The organism is Agrobacterium vitis, assembly GCF_014926405.1.
Taxonomy (GTDB): Bacteria; Pseudomonadota; Alphaproteobacteria; order Rhizobiales; family Rhizobiaceae; genus Allorhizobium; species Allorhizobium vitis_H.
Map to the genome: position 1 here is coordinate 2767479 of NZ_JACXXJ020000005.1, position 18220 is coordinate 2785698.

Sequence of the window (18220 nt, forward strand, 5' to 3'; positions counted from 1 at the left end):
TTATTGCATCGTCAGCGCTACCGTTTCAGGCGGCGCGTCAGTCCGGGCGAGACGGTGAACCTCGATATGACGCCGATCAAAAGATCGACCGTCAGCGCAAGCGCACCGACAAGAACGGCGCCTGCCGCCATCTGGTAATAATCGTGCTGGGCCCGGCCATCGATAATAAGACGCCCCAAACCGCCAAGGGAGACATAAGCGGCAATCGTTGCGGTTGAGATGATCTGAAGCGTTGCACTGCGCAGGCCGGAAAAAATCAGCGGCAGCGCGCAAGGCAGCTCGACATCAAACAGGATATCAAGCGGGCGCTTACCCATGCCGCGCGCCGCATCGACCGCCGCCGGGTCCACCGCCGCGATACCGGCATAGCTGCCGGTCATGATCGGCGGTACAGCCAGGAGCACCAGCACGATGAGGCTCGGCACAGTAAACGCCATATCGGACGAAAAGACGGGGCCGAACAGGATCACCAGGAGAACAATAAGGCCAAGGCTCGGAAGGGATCGCAACGCATTGGCGAGACCGGCGATGAACACCACGCCGCGCCCGGTATGTCCGACATAAAGCCCGACGGGCAAGCCAATCAGGCAGGCCAGTAGAAGTGCGGCGCCACTATAGGCCAGATGCTGGATAACCAGCGCGATGACGCCACCGTCTCCGGTCCAATGGGCCGGATCTGAAAACCAATCGATCATCGCAGCCCCCTCCCCGGCTGCCATGGTGTCAAGCGATGCGCGATGAACAGCACAAGCCCATCCAGAAGCGCCGCCAGAACCACGCAGAGCACGATGCCCGCAATGATCGGAGTCAGGAATTGCAGCTGGAGGCCTTGCGTAAAGAGAAGGCCTAGCTGTGGCGTGCCGACCAGAGCGGCGACGGAAACGATGCTGACATTCGACACCACGGCAACCCGCAATCCGGCCGCGATGACCGGAACGGCCAGCGGCAATTCCACCGTCAGAAGGCGTGCCGCGCGGCGGTAGCCCATGGCATTGGCGGCCTGAAGGACATCAGGAGAAATTGAATCCAGGCCGTCGCTGACCGTGCGCACCAGAAGCGCCAAGGCATACACCGTCAACGCAACGACGACATTCAGGGGATCGAGGATCCGCGTGCCAAGCACGAGCGGCAACAGAACGAACAGCGCCAGCGACGGAATTGTATAGAGAAGTCCGGCGGCACCCAGCAGAGTGGATCGAAACACACCGGCACGCTGGGCAAACCAGCCCAGCGGCAATGCGAGAACAAGACCGATCAATACCGGGATGACCGACAGGGAGAGATGCCAGATGAACAGCTCGGCGATCCGCCCGGATTCATGATAGAGCCAATCGAACCTCATGGCTGCATTCCGAACTGGCCGGCACGCGCCCCCTCAATGGCCGCAACCACATTCGACAGCGTGACCGTACCGACGAGTTCGCCCGATGCACTCACAACAACGCCGCGGCCTGAAGGCGAACTGAGCGCAGCATCAAGCAAATGGCGAAGACTGCTGCCTTCGGGTGCCAGCGTCCCGCTGAGATTGAGATCACCCTCGCGCAAAGGCTGTTGAAGCCCCCGCGCATCGGCCCAGCCGATGGGTCGGTTCGCGGCATCGGTCACAAGAACCCAACGGTCCGTGGCAGCATGGCGAAGGGCTTCCGGCGTCGCACCAAGTGTGGCCGTCGGTTCAACCCCAAGAGGGACCGTGCTGCCGAATTCGGCGAAACTCAGGAAGCGGTAGCCTCGGTCCCGACCAATGAAGTCTGCCACGAAGGCATCCGCCGGTCGCGCCAGAAGTTCCTGCGGTGTGGCGATCTGCGCCAGCGTCCCCCCGGAGCGCAGCACCGCCACTTGATCCCCGAGCTTCAGGGCCTCGTCGATGTCATGGGTGACCATGATAATCGTTTTGCCGATGTCACGCTGAAGACGGAGAAACTCATCCTGCAACTGGCCGCGCACGACCGGATCGACGGCGCTGAACGGTTCGTCCATCAACATGAACTTGGGATCGGAGGCCAGCGCCCGAGCCACGCCGACACGCTGCTGCTGTCCGCCCGAAAGCTGCCATGGATAGCGATCGGCAAAAGCGCTGGTCAAGCCAACGCGCTCCAACAACTCATGGGCAGTCCGAAGCGCCTGTTGTTTCGGCGCACCGTTCAGGCGCGCTGTGGTCGCGATGTTCTGTACAACGGTGCGATGGGGGAAGAGACCGGCATGCTGGATGACATAACCAATTCGGCGCCGCAACAAAGCAACATCCATCCGACCGGTTTGTTCGCCATCCAGCAGAATAGATCCGGACGACGGCGTAATCAGCCTGTTGATCATCCGCAAAGACGTTGTCTTGCCGCAGCCGGAAGGGCCAACCAGAATGGTCAGCTTACCAGTGGGAGCCACCAGCGAAAGACTGTTAACGGCAGTTGTTGCGTCGCCGTAATGCTTGCTGACTTGGTCGAATGTTATCATGCAATCCCCTGCGGTCAGTGGCTGCGCATTCACATCTGACGTAAGCAGTCAGTGACGAAGTTGTCTATACAATCATGGGGAAATCACTTTCGCAAGATGGCTAAAATATATTATTAGGACACCGTTAAGGTAGCGATTGCTGACATAGATCGACAGTCTGGGATCGCATCCCATTCTCCCGGCAACCGTTTGCGGAGCGGGGCGTACAACTGATACAGAATTACAAGCTGTAAAGTCCCATGCATTTTAAGAGGCGCATAGTACTGTAACGCTTTATAACTGTTGTTTAAGGTCTTAAACCGATGACCGATCTACTGGGCGCTTTTCCGGTACTTGGTCAAATGGCGAGGATGCGCTGACTTCGGTAGTTTCCTGAAACCGTTGGAAGCAGGACACGTTTGCCGAATCCAAGAAATTAGTAGACCTTGAAGATCTACTGTTTTCGATAGCGAATTCAGTGAAATGTTAGTGGTGCCGCTTGCAGGACTCGAACCTGCGACCCCATCATTACGAATGATGTGCTCTACCACCTGAGCTAAAGCGGCACGCGAGGCCGAAGACCAGCCTGCGATGTGTGCGGGTGGATACAGGCAAACATTGCAGATTTCAAGATGCCTTTTGGTATCCGTTACACTTTTCCGCAGATCCTGTCTCGGGCGGCGCGATATTCCGTGTCCAGTCGATCGACCAGCGCGGCAACGGGTTCCACGGCCTTGATGGCACCGATGCCTTGGCCGCAGCCCCAGATGTCCTTCCACGCTTTGGCGCCGGTGACGGCGCTGCCGAAATCCATCTTGCTGGGATCGGCTTCCGGCAATTTGTCCGGGTCCAGGCCCGAGGCAACAATGGATGAGCGCAGGTAATTGCCGTGAATGCCGGTAAAATAGTTAGAGTAGACGATATCGGTGGCGCTGGCCTCAACAAGAGCCTGCTTGTAGGCATCCGGCGCCCGCGCCTCTTGCGTGGCAATGAAGGGCGAACCGATATAGGCCATGTCGGCACCGGCTGCTTGAGCAGCAAGAATGGCGCCGCCGGTCGAGATCGAACCGGCAAGCAGCAACGGCCCATCGAACCATTCGCGGATTTCCTGTAGGAGCGCGAAGGGTGACAACGTCCCTGCATGGCCACCAGCCCCTGCGGCAACCGCGATCAAGCCATCGGCGCCCTTGCGGATCGCCGAATGGGCATGGCGATTGTTGATCACGTCATGCAGCACGATACCGCCGTAAGAATGGATCGCGGCATTCACCTCCGGCACGGCGCCCAGCGAAGAGATGACGATCGGTACCTTGTATTTGACGCACATGCCCAGGTCGTGCTCCAGCCGTTTGTTGGAGCCGTGGACGATCTGGTTGACGGCGAACGGCGCAGCCGGACGCTCGGGATGGGCGCGGTCATGGGCGGCAAGCTCCTGGGTAATCTCATCCAGCCACTCGTCCAACTGCGCTTCCGGCCGGGCGTTCAACGCCGGAAAGGCGCCAACCACACCCGCCTTGCACTGCGCCACCGTCAGACGCGGATGCGAAATGATAAACAAAGGCGATGCAATCACCGGAAGTCTGAGGTGACGAGACAAGATATCTGGAAGAGCCATTTGGGCCTCGAAAAATTGACGTTCGCGTAAACGTCAAAAGATTAGCAGACCTGTCGCCGGTTGAAAAGAGCAGAGCAGTTTGCCCACCAAGCTGAGAAGACCTAGATGTTGATCCGGCTAACAGCGGCAGCCGCACTGGCTCCAGAACCATCGCAAGCCGCTCGCCAGGCTTTATAATGATGTTTTTCCACTATCGATCTGTCGGGGGATGGGCTGCGGGCTTGCGGTTTGCCTAGTCTCCGATTACCGATTCAAGGGAAGAAGAATGCCCGATACATTTCGTCGCGGGCCATGAATGTGGAAAGGTCTCGCGTGAGCGGATTGGAAACGGCCATCAGAAGCGCCCTCGACCGGTCGGAGCGATCGCGGGCTGAAGTTCGGGCCAGAATTTACCAGTCTGCGCGACAGGCTCTGGAAGCAGGCCTCAAGAAGCAGAATGTCAATGATCCGGAGACCGTGGCCGAGCAGCGCCATCGGTTGGAAGCGACCATTCATGCGATCGAGCAGCAGGAGCGGGCACGGCTGAAAGCCGAAGCCGCAGTTGAGCCTGTGTCACGCGCTCCGGTTCCGCCGCCCACGTCGCCACCTCTCTCGACATCAACGCCGCCAAGAGGTCCCGCGCCATCGGTCTCAGCCGATGCGAACGCTCCCGGCGACGATTCAGCCTCGCTGTCCTTCGGCGTCGATCGGGATCACGGGCGGCCTGCCGAACCAAGCCTCGACCTTGATGATGTACGGGCCGAACGGCATGACCGGGCGGATCCGGCAGGCATGTCGAGTTTTGCTTCGTTTTCGGCCCGGCCAAAGAGTGCAGAGCCAGAGAGCGCGGAAGACGAATTTGACGAAGAGCCTGTCCGTGGCATGCGGGCGGAGCCCGTTGCAAAGCCACGCCGTCGCCGGGGCGTCCTGTCGCGCTTGCTAATTTCCGTCACCCTCCTGTCATCCATCGGCATTGCGGCTTGGTGGGTCTATTCCACCGGCCTGTTGCTGTCTCCTGACCAACGGCAGACGGGCGCGCCCTCACCGACGCCGACTGTGTCGTCGGAAGACTTCAATGGCGACCAGCCCACCGATCAATCCGGCGGCGAAGCGGCAAACGAGCCAAAGACAATCGATCCGCAACGCGGTTTTTCCAATGATTGGATAGAGGCCTTCCAGCCCGGCGACGCCTCGAAAATCAAGGCAAGGCCAAATGCCACGGCGGAAGTAGTCGGCGCCAGCGATGGCCAGGCTGTCCATATCGTTTCACGCAGCACCGACATGGATGGGACGGCCGCCATCGAAATCGCGCCTGACCTGTTGCGACAAATGGCTGGAGGAACCTCGACCATCGCCCTGACTGTGCAGTCCTTTGGTGAAAAACCGGTTCAGTTCTCGCTGAGTTGCGCGTTTGATCGTCTGGGTGACTGTGCCCGTCACCGCTTCACAGCCAATCCGGAAAAAGCCGACCTGTTGTTTCGAGTGACCCTGCCGAACGGCATCGCTCCCAACGCGCCTGGGCAGCTTCTGATCAACGCCGATATCAGCGGTCAGGGCAATGGCATCAATCTTTATGCTGTACGTGTTCTTCCCGGCAAGTGATGGCGGTGGCAGTATCGTTATCTCGACCGAAACCCGAAAAGATACTGCCGCACGCCAAAACTGCTGAATGTCCGCTTGAAAAACACCCTGCGGACAACGTCCGCCGTCAGAGAATATCCGGCGCCTCTGCGACGATCTTTTTGTCAATCTCGCCGATCGCCTTTATGTCGCGCCCTTCATAGTCAAGGGAAAGCAGCATATGCCTTATGACATTGAGGTGAGCCCGGCGCTTGTCATTGGCCTTGGCTACAATCCATGGGGCGTGCTTGGTATGGGTTTCCTTCAGCATCCGGTCGCGTTTTTCGGTATAATCGCCCCATTTATCCAGGGCGGCAATGTCCATGGGCGATAGTTTCCAGACCTTCAGCGGATCGTGACGGCGGTCATGAAATCGCTTGATCTGCATTTCCTGGCCGATATCGAGCCAGAATTTGAAGAAGTAAATGCCCTCCTGCCCGATCAGCTTTTCAAACCGTGGCGCCTGTTCCAGGAAATGCTCGTATTGGTCGGGCGTGCAAAAACCCATGACCGGCTCCACAACTGCTCGATTGTACCATGAACGGTCGAACAACGACATGTCGCCGCCGCCCGGAAAATGGGTGATATAGCGCTGAAAATACCATTGACCGAGTTCCGTTTCTGATGGCTTGGTCAAGGCGACGTTGTGGACCGATCGAGGATTCATATATTCGAGAATGGAGTGGATCGTGCCGCCTTTGCCAGCCGCATCTCGCCCCTCGAACAGGGCCATCACCCGTTTGCGGGTCGATTGCAGCCAATACTGCACCTTAACCAGTTCGATCTGGAGTTTTTTCAACTCCTCATCATAGACCTCTCTTTTCAACTTCTTGTCATAGGGATGACCGCCAGAGCTCAGCGCTTCCTTTTCAACCCAGTCCGGCAGAACCGGATCGTCGATATCAAAGGCGCGCAATTCACCCCTGATCCGCAAAGTTACGCCACGACTGCCTGCCTGCTGCTCATCACCCATTCCATTCTCCCTGTCGCCGCACTGTGTGATTTGAGTATATTGACCATGAAACTGTCAAAATCTTCAACAACCTGTTTGAAACGTGGGAGTGCGACGCTTCGTTCCCGTCCGTGCGTTGACATTCATTCGTGCGTAGGCGGTAAAAACCTGTCATGCAACAGGAATAGGGTATCTCTCCAGCCCACCCATACCGCCGCCGGAGGTTTTCATTGAAGCAGTTATTTCCATCCTGGCGGCGCTTTGGCGAGCGATTGCGCGACCGCTGGGATTTTATCCTCCTGGCGATCCTGGTCTCCGGCTCGTCGGTGTTGGCCGGTGCCGATAGCGAGTTCGGCGTCGTCTTGCTGCTCTTTTCGCTGATGGTCATCCTGCTCTATAAGGGCGCAGAAGACAAAGATCCGCCGGTGCATTTCCCTGTGGCAGCCTCGCCTGTCTTGCCGCACGGCGAGGAAGTTGAAGGGCTTGTGCAGGCGACGATCGCGGCCATCGACCTGCCCTGCGTGGTCTTCGGCTCGGATGGAGGCGTCGTCTTCCAGAATGGCGCCGCCGAAAAGGCGTTTGGCAAACTGGAAACCGGCGTGCATATTTCTGCCCGTTGGCGGTCACCCGGCATTCTCGATATGGTGCGCGAGACCGTCGGCAATGGCTTGCCCAACCAGATCGAACATTCCGAGGTGCTGCCCTCCGAGCGGGTCTTCGCGGTGCGGGTCGCGCCCCTGTCCCTACCGCAACTGAAGCGGGATTCTGCCCTTTTCGTCATGACGTTTCGCGATATTTCGGAACTGCGCCGGATCGACAGAATGCGTTCGGATTTCGTCGCCAATGCCAGCCACGAACTGCGCACGCCGCTTGCCTCTTTACGCGGTTTCATCGAGACCCTGCTCGGCCCCGCCCGCAACGACCTGAAGGCGCAAGAGCGCTTTCTTGGCATCATGCTGGATCAGGCCAACCGGATGAGCCGGCTGGTGGACGATCTGCTGTCCCTGTCACGGCTAGAGTTGAAAGCCCATCTGGCGCCTGACCAGAAAGTGTCGCTCCAGCCCGTTCTAAGCCATGTGCGGGACAGCCTGACCCCACTCGCCGCAGAGCTGGATGTGGATCTGCGCCTGCATCTGCCACAGGAGAGCATCGAGGTCACAGGCGACCGCGACGAACTGATCCAGGTTTTCGAAAACCTGATCGAAAATGCCTGTAAATATGGCCAGGAAGGCAAGCAGGTGGACGTCTTTCTACGCCAGAAAACAAGCGGCGTGGAAGTCAGCGTGGTGGATAAGGGGCCGGGCGTGCCTGCCGAGGATGTGCCGCGCCTGACGGAACGCTTTTACCGTGTCAGTGTTGCCGATAGCCGCTCAAAAAAAGGGACCGGGTTGGGGCTTGCCATCGTCAAGCATATCCTGACCCGCCACCGCGCGCGGCTGATCATCCGCTCTGAACTAGGGCAGGGGACCGACTTTACCGTCCGATTTTGACAGATTTCGCGTCTCTTTTTAACTCTTGGAATATTTATATAGATATATCAAATGGTTGAACTGTCACAAATGTTTCACCTAACTGACATAAAAGCAAAGCCTGTCGGGGCTTAAGAACAAGCCGCCGGAGCACGGCGATTGTAAGCGACAGACGCTTGCATCCCACACGAAAGCTCATTCTCGGGAGAGATAAATGAATATGCTGAAATTGTCCGTAGCGGCTCTGGTCGCCTCAGTCGCCTTTGCTGGCGCCGCCGCTGCGCGTGATCAGGTCCAGATCGCTGGTTCCTCCACCGTTCTTCCCTATGCCAAGATCGTTGCTGAAACCTTTGGCGAGACCTTTACCAAGTTCAAGACCCCGGTCGTTGAATCCGGCGGCACCGGCGCTGGCCTGAAGGAATTCTGCAAGGGCGTTGGTCCGGAAACCATCGATATCGCCAATGCATCGCGTCCGATCAACAAGTCCGAAGCCGAAGCCTGTAAGGCTGCTGGCGTGACCGACATCCAGGAAGTCAAGTTCGGCTATGACGGCATCGTTTTCGCCGTCGACAGCTCCAACAAGGACCTGGCTCTGGTGCCGACCGACCTTTACAAGGGTCTGGCTGCTGAAGTCGTGGTTGACGGCAAGCTTGTTGCCAACCCCTACAAGAAGTGGTCGGAAGTCAACAAGAGCCTGCCGGACACCGATATCATGGCGTTCATTCCGGGCGAAAAGCACGGCACGCGCGAAGTGTTCGAAGTCAACGTCCTCCAGCAGGGCTGCAAGGACGCCGGTGCTCTTGACGTCATCAAGGCTGCCGTTGGCGAAAAGGATGCGCCTAAGAAGTGCATCGCCGTGCGTAAGGATGGCAAGGCTGTCGATATCGACGGCGATTACAGCGAAACGCTGGCCCGCATCGCTGCCAACAAGACCGCCATTGGCGTATTTGGCCTGTCCTTCTATGAAAACAATGCAGACAAGCTGAAGGTTGCCACCGTTTCCGGCGTCAAGCCTTCGGTTGAGACCGTTGCCACCGGCAAATACCCGGTTTCGCGTCCGTTGTTCTTCTACGTCAAGAAGGCCCATCTCGGCGTTATCCCTGGCATGAAGGAATATGTCGACTTCTTCCTGTCCGAGCAGATGATCGGCACTGACGGTCCGCTGGCCAATTACGGCCTGGTTCCGGCTCCCGACAAGGAGCGCGAAGAGTTCCGCGCCAAGTTCACCGCTGGCAAGTAAGACTTTGAGGCTGGCGCGGACACTGTCTGCGCCAGCCTCATCATGATGTTGCGGTTGATGTTTATTGATGACGTAACATGCGGCCCAGCCCTTGGCGGCAGGGCGTGGAGAGGCCGGGGATGGTAGAATGAGTACGTCAATCCTAATTTTTATCGTCATAGCTATCGGGATCATCGGCTATCTGCTGGGCTCGTCAAGGGCACAGTCGCTCGCACAAGGCCGTGCGTCTGCCCTGCATTCCCGCTATGGCTATCATGGCAGTTTTGTTTCTATTCTGGCAGTTGTACCCGCCTTCCTGGTGCTGGGTCTCTGGATGGCGATTGCGCCATCGCTGATCGAAACGCGTGTACGCGATGCGATGCCCGATGCGGTCAAGGCACAGGCCGGAGCCACCCAGAACCTCAATTACGGCACCATCGGTGCAATCGCTCGTGGCCTGAAAAGCCTTGACGACGACCAATTGGCCAAGTTGAAAAGCGCAGATGCCACGACTGCCCGCACAATGCTGGCCGAACAAGGCGTACCGCTGGCCGGCGAGCCTGAGCCCTACATGATCGTGGCTGCCGAGGCCTTGAACGGCATGCGCGCCATCAACGACCTGGCGCTGACCATCGTGGTAATCGCCACCTCGCTCGCAGGCGCCCTGTTCGGGCTTCGGTTGATCGCGCCACGCTTTCGCGCCCGCAATCGGGTGGAGCAAGCCATTCAGGCGGCCTTGGTCATCTGCTCTTCCATCGCCATCTTGACGACAGTCGGCATCATCATGTCGATGCTGACGGAAGCCACCCACTTCTTCCGGGAGGTTCCGGCCTGGCGGTTCTTCTTCGGGACGGTCTGGGATCCTCGCTTTGCCGCTGCTGGCGCCACCGATACCGGCGGCCAGTTCGGATTGATCCCGCTTCTGCTCGGCACACTCTATATCGGCGTGGTCGCCATGCTGTTTGCCGTGCCCGTCGGTCTGTTTGCTGCCATCTACATGGCCGAATATGCCTCGCCACGGCTGCGCTCGATCACCAAGCCACTGCTGGAAGTGCTGGCCGGTATTCCGACCATCGTCTACGGCTTCTTCGCGCTGACCTCGGTCGGTCCGTTCCTGCGGGATATCTCCGCCAAGATCAACGGCATCGCCACCGGCGATTTCGTCAGTTTCATCCAGGCACAGAGCGTGCTGACGGCAGGCTTCGTGATGGGGATCATGCTGATCCCCTATGTCTCCTCCCTGTCGGACGACATCATCACCGCCGTGCCACGCTCGCTCCGGGATGGTTCGCTTGGCCTTGGCGCCACGCGGTCAGAAACGGTCAAGCGGGTGATCCTGCCGGCAGCACTTCCGGGTATTGTCGGCGCGCTGCTGATGACGGCATCGCGTGCTATCGGCGAAACCATGATCGTGGTGCTGGCCGCAGGCGTTGCCGCGCGCATCCAGCTTAATCCTTTCGAGCCGATGACAACGGTCACCGTCAAGATCGTCAATCAGTTGACCGGCGACCTTGAATTCACCTCGCCGCAAACGCTGGTAGCCTTCGCGCTGGGTATTACCCTGTTTGCCATCACGCTTTGCCTTAATATCTATGCGCTTTACATCGTGCGCAAATACCGGGAGCAGTACGAATGAGCGAGACCCTCTCCCCCGCTGCGGCAGGCCACGGCGCTGGCGCCCTTGCCCCTGTATCGCGTCCTCGCCGGGACATTGGCATCAAGCGTCGCTACGCCGCCGAGCGCCGTTTCCGGGCCTATGGCATTGTCGCCATCAGCTTCGGTTTGCTGTTCTTGCTGCTACTGCTCACGTCGGTGGTTTCCAAAGGCTACACAGCCTTCTTGCAGACAACGATCACCGTTCCGGTTGAGTTTAGCGAGAAGCTGATCGACCCGAGCAACCAGCGCGCCACCAATCCCGATGTTTTGGTTGCGGCCAATTATCCGGTTCTGGTACGCAATGCGCTGGCGGCAAAACTGAAGATCGATACATCCAATCGTCCGGCAATGAAGCAATTGACCGAGATGGTCTCCGACAATGTCCGCGTCCAATTGCGCAATATGGTCGTTGCCGATCCGTCGCTTGTCGGCAAGACGGTTCCGGTCTCGGTCCTGGCCAGTGCCACAATCGATACGGCCTTCAAGGGGCAATTCGACCTGACGGTCGATGAGAGTAGCCGAAAGATTTCCGACCAGCAGATCGGCTGGATGAATGCGCTGGCTGAAAGCGGCGCGCTGGCCAAGTCCTTCAATACCGGTATTTTCGTCAACGGCGCATCCAGCCGCCCGGAAGCCGCAGGCGTTGGCGTGGCCTTGATCGGTACTGCCTATATGATGCTGACCGTGTTGATCCTGGCTCTGCCGATCGGCGTGGCAACCTCGATCTATCTTGAGGAATTTGCCCCGAAGAACCGTTGGACCGACCTGATCGAGGTCAATATCAACAATCTTGCGGCTGTTCCCTCTATCGTCTTCGGCCTGCTTGGTCTGGCGGTGTTCATCAACTTCGCCGGTCTGCCGCGCTCGGCCTCGCTGGTCGGCGGACTGGTGCTCACCCTGATGACCCTGCCGACGATCATCATTGCCACCCGTGCGGCCTTGAAGGCCGTTCCGCCGTCGATCCGCGCTGCGGCCCTGGGTCTGGGTGCGTCCAAGATGCAGACCGTGTTCCATCATGTCCTGCCGCTCGCCATGCCCGGCGTGTTGACCGGCACGATTATCGGCCTTGCCCATGCACTGGGCGAGACCGCGCCGCTGTTGCTGATTGGCATGGTGGCCTTCGTGGCGGATTATCCAGGCACACCGCTCGATCCGTCCACGGCGCTGCCGGTGCAGATCTATATGTGGGCCAATGAAGCCGAGCGCGCTTTCGTGGAGCGGACGTCCGGTGCCATCATCATTCTGCTGATTTTCCTGCTGATCATGAATGTTGGTGCCATCCTGCTGCGTAGGCGGTTTGAGCGGCGGTGGTAGAAACCAGCTGAACCACGGTCCTGGGCGATAACGTCCAGGAAAGTTCGTCGCGGCTTTCGCCAAGCAATTGCGTAAAGAAAGGCCGGAGGAGTAAGAATATGAACATGATGTCTGAATCAGCAGTTGAAAAGGCCTTGGATCAGAAGATGACCGAAGTGAACACCAAGATGGTCGGCAAGGATGTGTCCGTTTACTACGGTGAAAAGCGCGCCCTGTTCGACGTAAACCTGAATGTCCGCGAAAATACCGTCACGGCGCTGATCGGTCCTTCGGGTTGCGGCAAGTCTACGTTCTTGCGGACGCTGAACCGCATGAACGACACCATCGATCATTGCCGGGTCACCGGCCTTATCACCCTCGACGGCATGGATATCTACGATCCATCTATCGACGTTGTCGAGCTTCGCGCCCGCGTCGGCATGGTGTTCCAGAAGCCGAACCCGTTCCCCAAGTCGATCTACGAGAACATTGCCTACGGCCCGCGCATCCATGGTCTCGCCCGCAACAAGGCAGACATGGACCAGATCGTCGAAAAGAGCCTTCAGCGCGCCGGTCTTTGGAACGAAGCAAAGGATCGCCTACAGGAGCCGGGAACGGGCCTTTCCGGCGGACAGCAGCAGCGTCTGTGCATTGCCCGCGCCATTGCCGTCAGCCCGGAAGTCATCCTGATGGACGAGCCCTGCTCGGCCCTGGACCCGATTGCGACGGCCAAGGTGGAAGAACTGATCCACGAATTGCGGGCCAATTTCACCATCGTCATCGTCACGCATTCGATGCAGCAGGCCGCTCGTGTGTCCCAGCGCACGGCAATGTTCCATCTCGGCCAGTTGGTCGAGGAAAACGATACCGACAAGATGTTCACCAACCCGGACGACCAGCGGACCCAGGACTATATCATGGGGCGGTTCGGCTGATCCGACGGTTGATTGAAAATGCATCTTTTTAAAGGATCAGACCATGACAGCGCATATCTACACCGCCTTTGACGAGGAACTGAAATATCTGATGCGCCGCATTTCGGAAATGGGCGGTCTGGCCGAGCAGATGGTGGGTGAATCCGTCCGCGCGCTGGTCAATTCCGATGCGGCCCTCGCCCAGAAGGTGATCTCCGACGACGTGATCATGGACAATGCCGAGCGCGAAGTGGGCGACAAGGCGATTGTAACCATCGCAAAACGTCAGCCCATGGCCGCCGATCTGCGCGAAATCATCGGTGCGCTCAGGATCGCCTCGGATCTGGAGCGCGTCGGCGATCTCGGCAAGAACAATGCCAAGCGGGTCATGGCCGTGCAAGGCACCGGCGTGCCGCGCAAGCTGGCCCGCGGCATCGAGCATCTTTCGGAACTGGCGATGACCCAGCTCAAGGAAGTGCTGGATGTCTACACCACCCGCTCGGCGGAAAAGGCCAAGTCGATCCGCGACCGCGATGAGGAGATCGATGCAATCTACACCTCGCTGTTTCGCGAATTGCTGACCTACATGATGGAAGATCCGCGCAACATCACCACCTGCACGCACCTTCTGTTCTGCGCCAAGAATATCGAGCGCATCGGCGACCATGCCACCAATATCGCCGAGACCATCTATTATATGGCCACTGGCGCCCAGCCCGAGGGTGAGCGCCCGAAGGACGACACGACGACCGCTTTCGGGGTCGCCGATTGAGATGACAATGCGAGGATGTTGACCCATCCCCGCATTGCATGACGTGTTGATATCTCAAGGCATCAAGACCTTGAGATATCAAAGAAAAGCATACCAAGAGCCATGATCTGTGGCTGCCGGTATGAAACCATGACGGAGATTGGCATCGGACAGCTCAGCGTCTGACGCCAAATGGGGTGGGGGCTTCACCCGAAGGTTCGACCTGTGGCGACAGGCCAGCCTTCCAGTCACAGTAGAGCGCCATCATGAAGCGCAAACATGCTGTAAACATCGAAATTCTCGTATTGCCGTGTTCTTTTTCGCCAGAGCGGACAAGAAAAGGCTTGCGGGAAGACTCTCTCATTGAAGGTATGGGATCGAATGCTGCCGAAAATTGCCGTCGTTGAAGACGAAGAAGCCCTGAGCGTCCTTTTGCGTTATAATCTGGAATCGGAAGGCTATGAGGTCGAAACCATTCTGCGGGGAGACGAAGCCGAGCTTCGCCTGCAGGAACGGGTACCGGATCTGCTGATCCTCGATTGGATGTTGCCGGGTGTTTCCGGCATTGAGCTATGTCGTCGCCTGCGGATGCGACCCGATACCGAGCGCCTGCCGATCATCATGCTGACCGCGCGTGGCGAAGAGAGCGAACGGGTGCGCGGACTTGCCACCGGTGCCGACGATTATGTCGTCAAACCGTTCTCGACGCCGGAACTGATGGCCCGGGTCAAGGCGATGCTGCGCCGCGCCAAGCCGGAAGTTCTGTCCAGCCTGCTGCGGTGCGGCGATATCGAGCTTGATCGCGAAACCCACCGTGTCCATCGCAAGAGCCGCGAAGTGCGCCTCGGGCCGACCGAATTCCGGCTGCTGGAATTCCTGATGACCTCACCTGGTCGGGTGTTTTCCCGCTCTCAACTGCTGGATGGCGTCTGGGGCCATGACATTTATGTGGACGAGCGCACGGTCGATGTCCATGTCGGACGGCTGCGCAAGGCGCTCAACTTTTCCAATATGCAGGACGTGATCCGCACGGTGCGCGGCGCCGGCTATTCGATGGAAGCATAAGATCGCTGCTCTGTTTTTATGGACCGAAACCCCAGTGGAACGAAAAAAGCGAGCCGGGCGGCTCGCTTTTTTTATGACATGCGATCGGAGATCACGGGCAGAGATCAGCGCGCGTTCGCAGCAGCCCGGCGCCGCTCGTTTACCGGCTGGTAGGCGAGCTTCGCGTGATATTTGCAATAGGGAGAATTGTCCTGGCTGTCGCAGCCACAGAAGTGAAACTCGTCGGTCATCGGGTCGCCAACCGGCCATTTGCAGGTCCGCTCGGTCAGGTCCGTCAGCGACAAGCGGCGCGAGGCTGGCAGGATGGTGGTGTTGAGAACCGGCAAGGCAGCCATGTTCTCGGTGACATCCATGTCGAGATCGTCGTTCAGCGCAGTCGCCGCAACGGTGCGCGCGGCAGGACGCGGTGAGCTTGAAGGCGTGCGTGCGGCAAAACTCGGTGCGCGGGGCGTGGACGGTGCAGGCCGCTTGGGTGTGCGCGCTGGCGTGGCAGTAGGACCGCCTGCCTTGGCGCGTCCGGGAAGGCACAACCGATGCACCTTGCCAATCACGGCATTCCGGCTGACGCCGCCAAGCTGCGTCGCAATCTGACTTGCGCTCAGGCCTTCGGCCCATAATTTCGTGAGTCTTTCAACTCGCTCGTCCGTCCAGTTCATGCCGCAATCTCCGCCTGGTGCACGCGCTTGACGCGGAATCCATCATCCATGTCCCGGAAGGTTCCGGAACCCAACTTTCCTCGTGTTGTTGGTGACTTTTCCGCCGCATGCAGTGTAGTAATTCGTTATTAACCTAGTGTGAGCCTGACTCCGTGACAAGAGTCGCCGAATCATCGTGAATCGAATTTCAGGCTTTTCCCCAACTTGCTATCCACCGATTTTTTATCGATGCTGTTTGTTCAACAGCGCTCGCAAGGACATGTCGGAGCGATGCCTTTGCCCCGATGTTTTGTTGACAACGCTGGCGGAAGCCGGAATAGTGCAAATGCCGCCGAAAGGCGGCATTTTTGATTTTTTCCACCGGTTTTTCGGTGGTTGGCCTATAAACTCATTGAGACTTCAAAAAGCCGCTCGAAAGGATTTTCCGCCATGGCTCAGACATCAACGCCGCTGTTCAACACGTTTTCACGTGCGCCGCTGCGTTTCGAGCGAGGCGAGGGCCCGTGGCTTTATACTGAAACAGGTGAGCAATATCTCGACTTCGCTGGCGGCGTCGCCGTGACGTCCTGCGGTCATTCGCATCCGCATCTCGTCGAGGCATTGAAAAGCCAGGCGGAGAAAGTCTGGCACCTTTCGAACCTCTATGAAGTTCCCGGCCAGGAACGCCTGGCCGCAAGGCTGGTCGAGGCAACATTTGCCGACAAGGTGTTCTTCACCAATTCCGGTGCCGAAGCGCTCGAATGCGCCATCAAGACGGCTCGCCGCTATCATTATAGCAAGGGCCATCCGGAGAAATTCCATATCATCACTTTCGAGGGTGCCTTTCATGGCCGCACCATCGCCACCATCGCTGCTGGCGGCCAGGAGAAATATCTTGAAGGCTTCGGCCCCAAGGCACCCGGCTTCGACCAGGTGCCGTTCGGCGATCTCGACGCATTGAAGGCGGCGATCACCGACAGCACGGCTGCGTTGCTGATCGAGCCTATCCAGGGCGAAGGCGGTATTCGCGTCGTGGGGAGCGAGTTCCTGCGCGAATTGCGGGCAATCTGCGACGAGAAGGGCCTGCTGCTCATTCTCGATGAAGTACAGTCGGGCGTTGGCCGGACGGGCAAGTTCTTTGCCCATGAATGGGCTGGCCTCACACCCGATATCATGGCGGTGGCCAAGGGTATTGGCGGCGGCTTTCCATTCGGTGCCTGCCTTGCCACAGAAGAGGCTGCGTCCGGCATGACGGCTGGCGTGCACGGCACGACCTATGGCGGCAACCCGCTGGCCATGGCGGTCGGCAATGCCGTTCTCGATCTGGTTCTCGCCGATGACTTCCTGCAAAATGTCCGCGATGTGGCGCTGATCTTCCGGCAGGGTCTGGCTGGTCTGAAAGACCGTTTTCCAGGCGTGATCGAAGACGTGCGCGGCGAGGGCCTGATGCTCGGCATCAAGGCCGCAGTGCCATCCTCCGAACTGCTGCACGCTATGCGCCACGAGCATATCCTGGGCGTTCCGGCAGGCGATAACGTCATCCGCCTGCTTCCACCGCTGACGCTGACTGCCGAACAGGCCCGAGAAGGCCTGAAGCGCATCGAACAGGCCGCCGAGGCCTTGTCCGCGCAGGCCGCCCTCAAAATCGCTCAGGCATGAACGACAGGTAACACCATGGCATCCCCGAAACACTTCCTCGATCTCTCGGCCATGACGTCCGAGGACCTTCACTCTATTCTGTCCGACGCCCATCAGCGCAAGACCAGGACCCGGGCCGGAACAGCGGACAAGCCGCTGGCCGGCAAGATGCTGGCGATGATCTTCGAAAAGCCATCGACCCGCACCCGCGTCTCCTTCGATGTCGGCATGCGCCAACTGGGCGGCGAGACGCTGTTTTTGTCCGGGACGGAAATGCAGCTTGGCCGCGCCGAGACGATTGGCGATACCGCCAAGGTTCTGTCGCGCTATGTCGATGCGATCATGATCCGCACCACCGATCACAACCGCCTGCTGGAGCTGGCCGAACACGCCACCGTTCCGGTGATCAATGCGTTGACCGACCTGACCCATCCCTGCCAGATCATGGCAGATATCATGACCATCGAGGAACATCGCGGCCCGATCCGGGGCAAGACGCTGGCCTGGACGGGCGACGGCAACAATGTCCTGCATTCGCTGGTCGAAGGGGCGGCCCGCTTCGGCTACCGGATGAACATGGCTGTGCCAATGGGCTCTGAGCCGGAAGACCAGATCCTCAACTGGGCGCGCAACAATGGCGGCGAGATCATGCTGTGCCATGATGCCGACCGCGCCGTGACCGGTGCTGATGCCGTGATCACCGATACCTGGGTATCGATGAACCTGGAGCATAAGGCACGCGGCCATAACGTATTCCAGCCTTTCCAGGTCAACCCCGCCCTGATGAAACAGGCAAAGTCCGATGCATTGTTCATGCACTGCCTGCCCGCTCATCGCGGTGAGGAGGTGACCGATGAAGTGATCGACGGGCCGCAATCGGTTGTGTTCGACGAGGCGGAAAACCGGCTACATGCCCAGAAGTCCATTCTCGCCTGGTGCCTTGGCGCAGTATGACGGTTTCAGGCTACTGAAAGCCTTGCAGAG

General features: G+C 58.7%; 16 protein-coding genes and 1 tRNA gene. 10 read left to right on the plus strand and 7 right to left on the minus strand.

Going from position 1 to position 18220, the window contains the following annotated elements; genetic code table 11:
- Positions 1-17: 17 nt before the first annotated feature.
- The 5 genes from IEI95_RS24155 to IEI95_RS24175 form a co-directional block, all read right to left on the minus strand.
- The gene (locus IEI95_RS24155) at positions 18-695 is read right to left on the minus strand and encodes an ABC transporter permease (RefSeq protein ID WP_156537828.1); all 678 of its coding nucleotides are present in this window, start codon (positions 693-695) and stop codon (positions 18-20) included.
- The gene (locus IEI95_RS24160) at positions 692-1342 is read right to left on the minus strand and encodes an ABC transporter permease (protein ID WP_156537829.1); all 651 of its coding nucleotides are present in this window, start codon (positions 1340-1342) and stop codon (positions 692-694) included. The genes IEI95_RS24155 and IEI95_RS24160 overlap by 4 nt, the downstream gene beginning before the upstream one ends.
- Positions 1339-2451: an ABC transporter ATP-binding protein gene (locus IEI95_RS24165; protein ID WP_156537830.1), complete on the minus strand. Its 1113-nt coding sequence runs from the start codon at positions 2449-2451 to the stop codon at positions 1339-1341. The genes IEI95_RS24160 and IEI95_RS24165 overlap by 4 nt, the downstream gene beginning before the upstream one ends.
- 469 nt (positions 2452-2920) lie before the next feature.
- Positions 2921-2996, minus strand: a tRNA-Thr gene (locus tag IEI95_RS24170).
- Between the two features lie 83 nt (positions 2997-3079).
- On the minus strand, positions 3080-4045 hold the full coding sequence (locus IEI95_RS24175) for an NAD(P)H-dependent flavin oxidoreductase (RefSeq protein WP_156531349.1): 966 nt from the start codon (positions 4043-4045) through the stop codon (positions 3080-3082).
- A 312-nt stretch (positions 4046-4357) separates the two neighbouring features.
- On the opposite strand from IEI95_RS24175, the gene IEI95_RS24180 reads away from it, so the two are divergent.
- Positions 4358-5626, plus strand: coding sequence for a hypothetical protein (locus IEI95_RS24180; protein WP_194417120.1), 1269 nt, complete (start codon positions 4358-4360; stop codon positions 5624-5626).
- A gap of 106 nt (positions 5627-5732) precedes the next feature.
- Here the strand turns inward: IEI95_RS24180 and ppk2 are convergent, their stop codons facing one another.
- Positions 5733-6617, minus strand: a complete 885-nt coding sequence (gene ppk2 / locus IEI95_RS24185) for a polyphosphate kinase 2 (protein WP_156531347.1) — start codon at positions 6615-6617, stop codon at positions 5733-5735.
- A gap of 251 nt (positions 6618-6868) precedes the next feature.
- Here ppk2 and phoR point away from each other — a divergent pair, with 251 nt between their 5' ends.
- The 7 genes from phoR to phoB all read left to right on the plus strand — a co-directional run bounded on the left by phoR (position 6869) and on the right by phoB (position 14963).
- Positions 6869-8086, plus strand: coding sequence for a phosphate regulon sensor histidine kinase PhoR (phoR, locus tag IEI95_RS24190; RefSeq protein ID WP_071202818.1), 1218 nt, complete (start codon positions 6869-6871; stop codon positions 8084-8086).
- 193 nt (positions 8087-8279) lie between these two features.
- Positions 8280-9305, plus strand: coding sequence for a substrate-binding domain-containing protein (locus IEI95_RS24195; RefSeq protein WP_015914773.1), 1026 nt, complete (start codon positions 8280-8282; stop codon positions 9303-9305).
- Positions 9306-9432: 127 nt separating this feature from the next.
- Complete coding sequence (pstC, locus tag IEI95_RS24200) at positions 9433-10920, plus strand: phosphate ABC transporter permease subunit PstC (RefSeq protein ID WP_015914772.1); 1488 nt, start codon at positions 9433-9435, stop codon at positions 10918-10920.
- Positions 10917-12254 carry a phosphate ABC transporter permease PstA gene (pstA, locus tag IEI95_RS24205; RefSeq protein WP_071202609.1) on the plus strand — a complete coding sequence of 446 codons (1338 nt, stop codon included), beginning with the start codon at positions 10917-10919 and terminating at the stop codon, positions 12252-12254. Before pstC ends, pstA begins: the two co-directional genes overlap by 4 nt.
- 98 nt (positions 12255-12352) lie before the next feature.
- On the plus strand, positions 12353-13168 hold the full coding sequence (gene pstB, locus IEI95_RS24210; protein ID WP_015914770.1) for a phosphate ABC transporter ATP-binding protein PstB: 816 nt from the start codon (positions 12353-12355) through the stop codon (positions 13166-13168).
- Between the two features lie 43 nt (positions 13169-13211).
- Positions 13212-13919: a phosphate signaling complex protein PhoU gene (gene phoU, locus IEI95_RS24215; protein ID WP_015914769.1), complete on the plus strand. Its 708-nt coding sequence runs from the start codon at positions 13212-13214 to the stop codon at positions 13917-13919.
- Between the two features lie 360 nt (positions 13920-14279).
- Complete coding sequence (phoB, locus tag IEI95_RS24220; protein ID WP_015914768.1) at positions 14280-14963, plus strand: phosphate regulon transcriptional regulator PhoB; 684 nt, start codon at positions 14280-14282, stop codon at positions 14961-14963.
- Between the two features lie 104 nt (positions 14964-15067).
- Here phoB and IEI95_RS24225 read toward each other — a convergent pair whose 3' ends face one another.
- The gene (locus tag IEI95_RS24225) at positions 15068-15619 is read right to left on the minus strand and encodes a GcrA family cell cycle regulator (protein WP_156531346.1); all 552 of its coding nucleotides are present in this window, start codon (positions 15617-15619) and stop codon (positions 15068-15070) included.
- Positions 15620-16048: 429 nt separating this feature from the next.
- Between IEI95_RS24225 and IEI95_RS24230 the strand changes: the two genes are divergently transcribed.
- Both IEI95_RS24230 and argF read left to right on the plus strand, forming a co-directional pair.
- Positions 16049-17257 carry an aspartate aminotransferase family protein gene (locus tag IEI95_RS24230; RefSeq protein WP_015914765.1) on the plus strand — a complete coding sequence of 403 codons (1209 nt, stop codon included), beginning with the start codon at positions 16049-16051 and terminating at the stop codon, positions 17255-17257.
- Between the two features lie 15 nt (positions 17258-17272).
- The gene (gene argF, locus IEI95_RS24235) at positions 17273-18190 is read left to right on the plus strand and encodes an ornithine carbamoyltransferase (protein WP_156531345.1); all 918 of its coding nucleotides are present in this window, start codon (positions 17273-17275) and stop codon (positions 18188-18190) included.
- Positions 18191-18220: the final 30 nt, after the last annotated feature.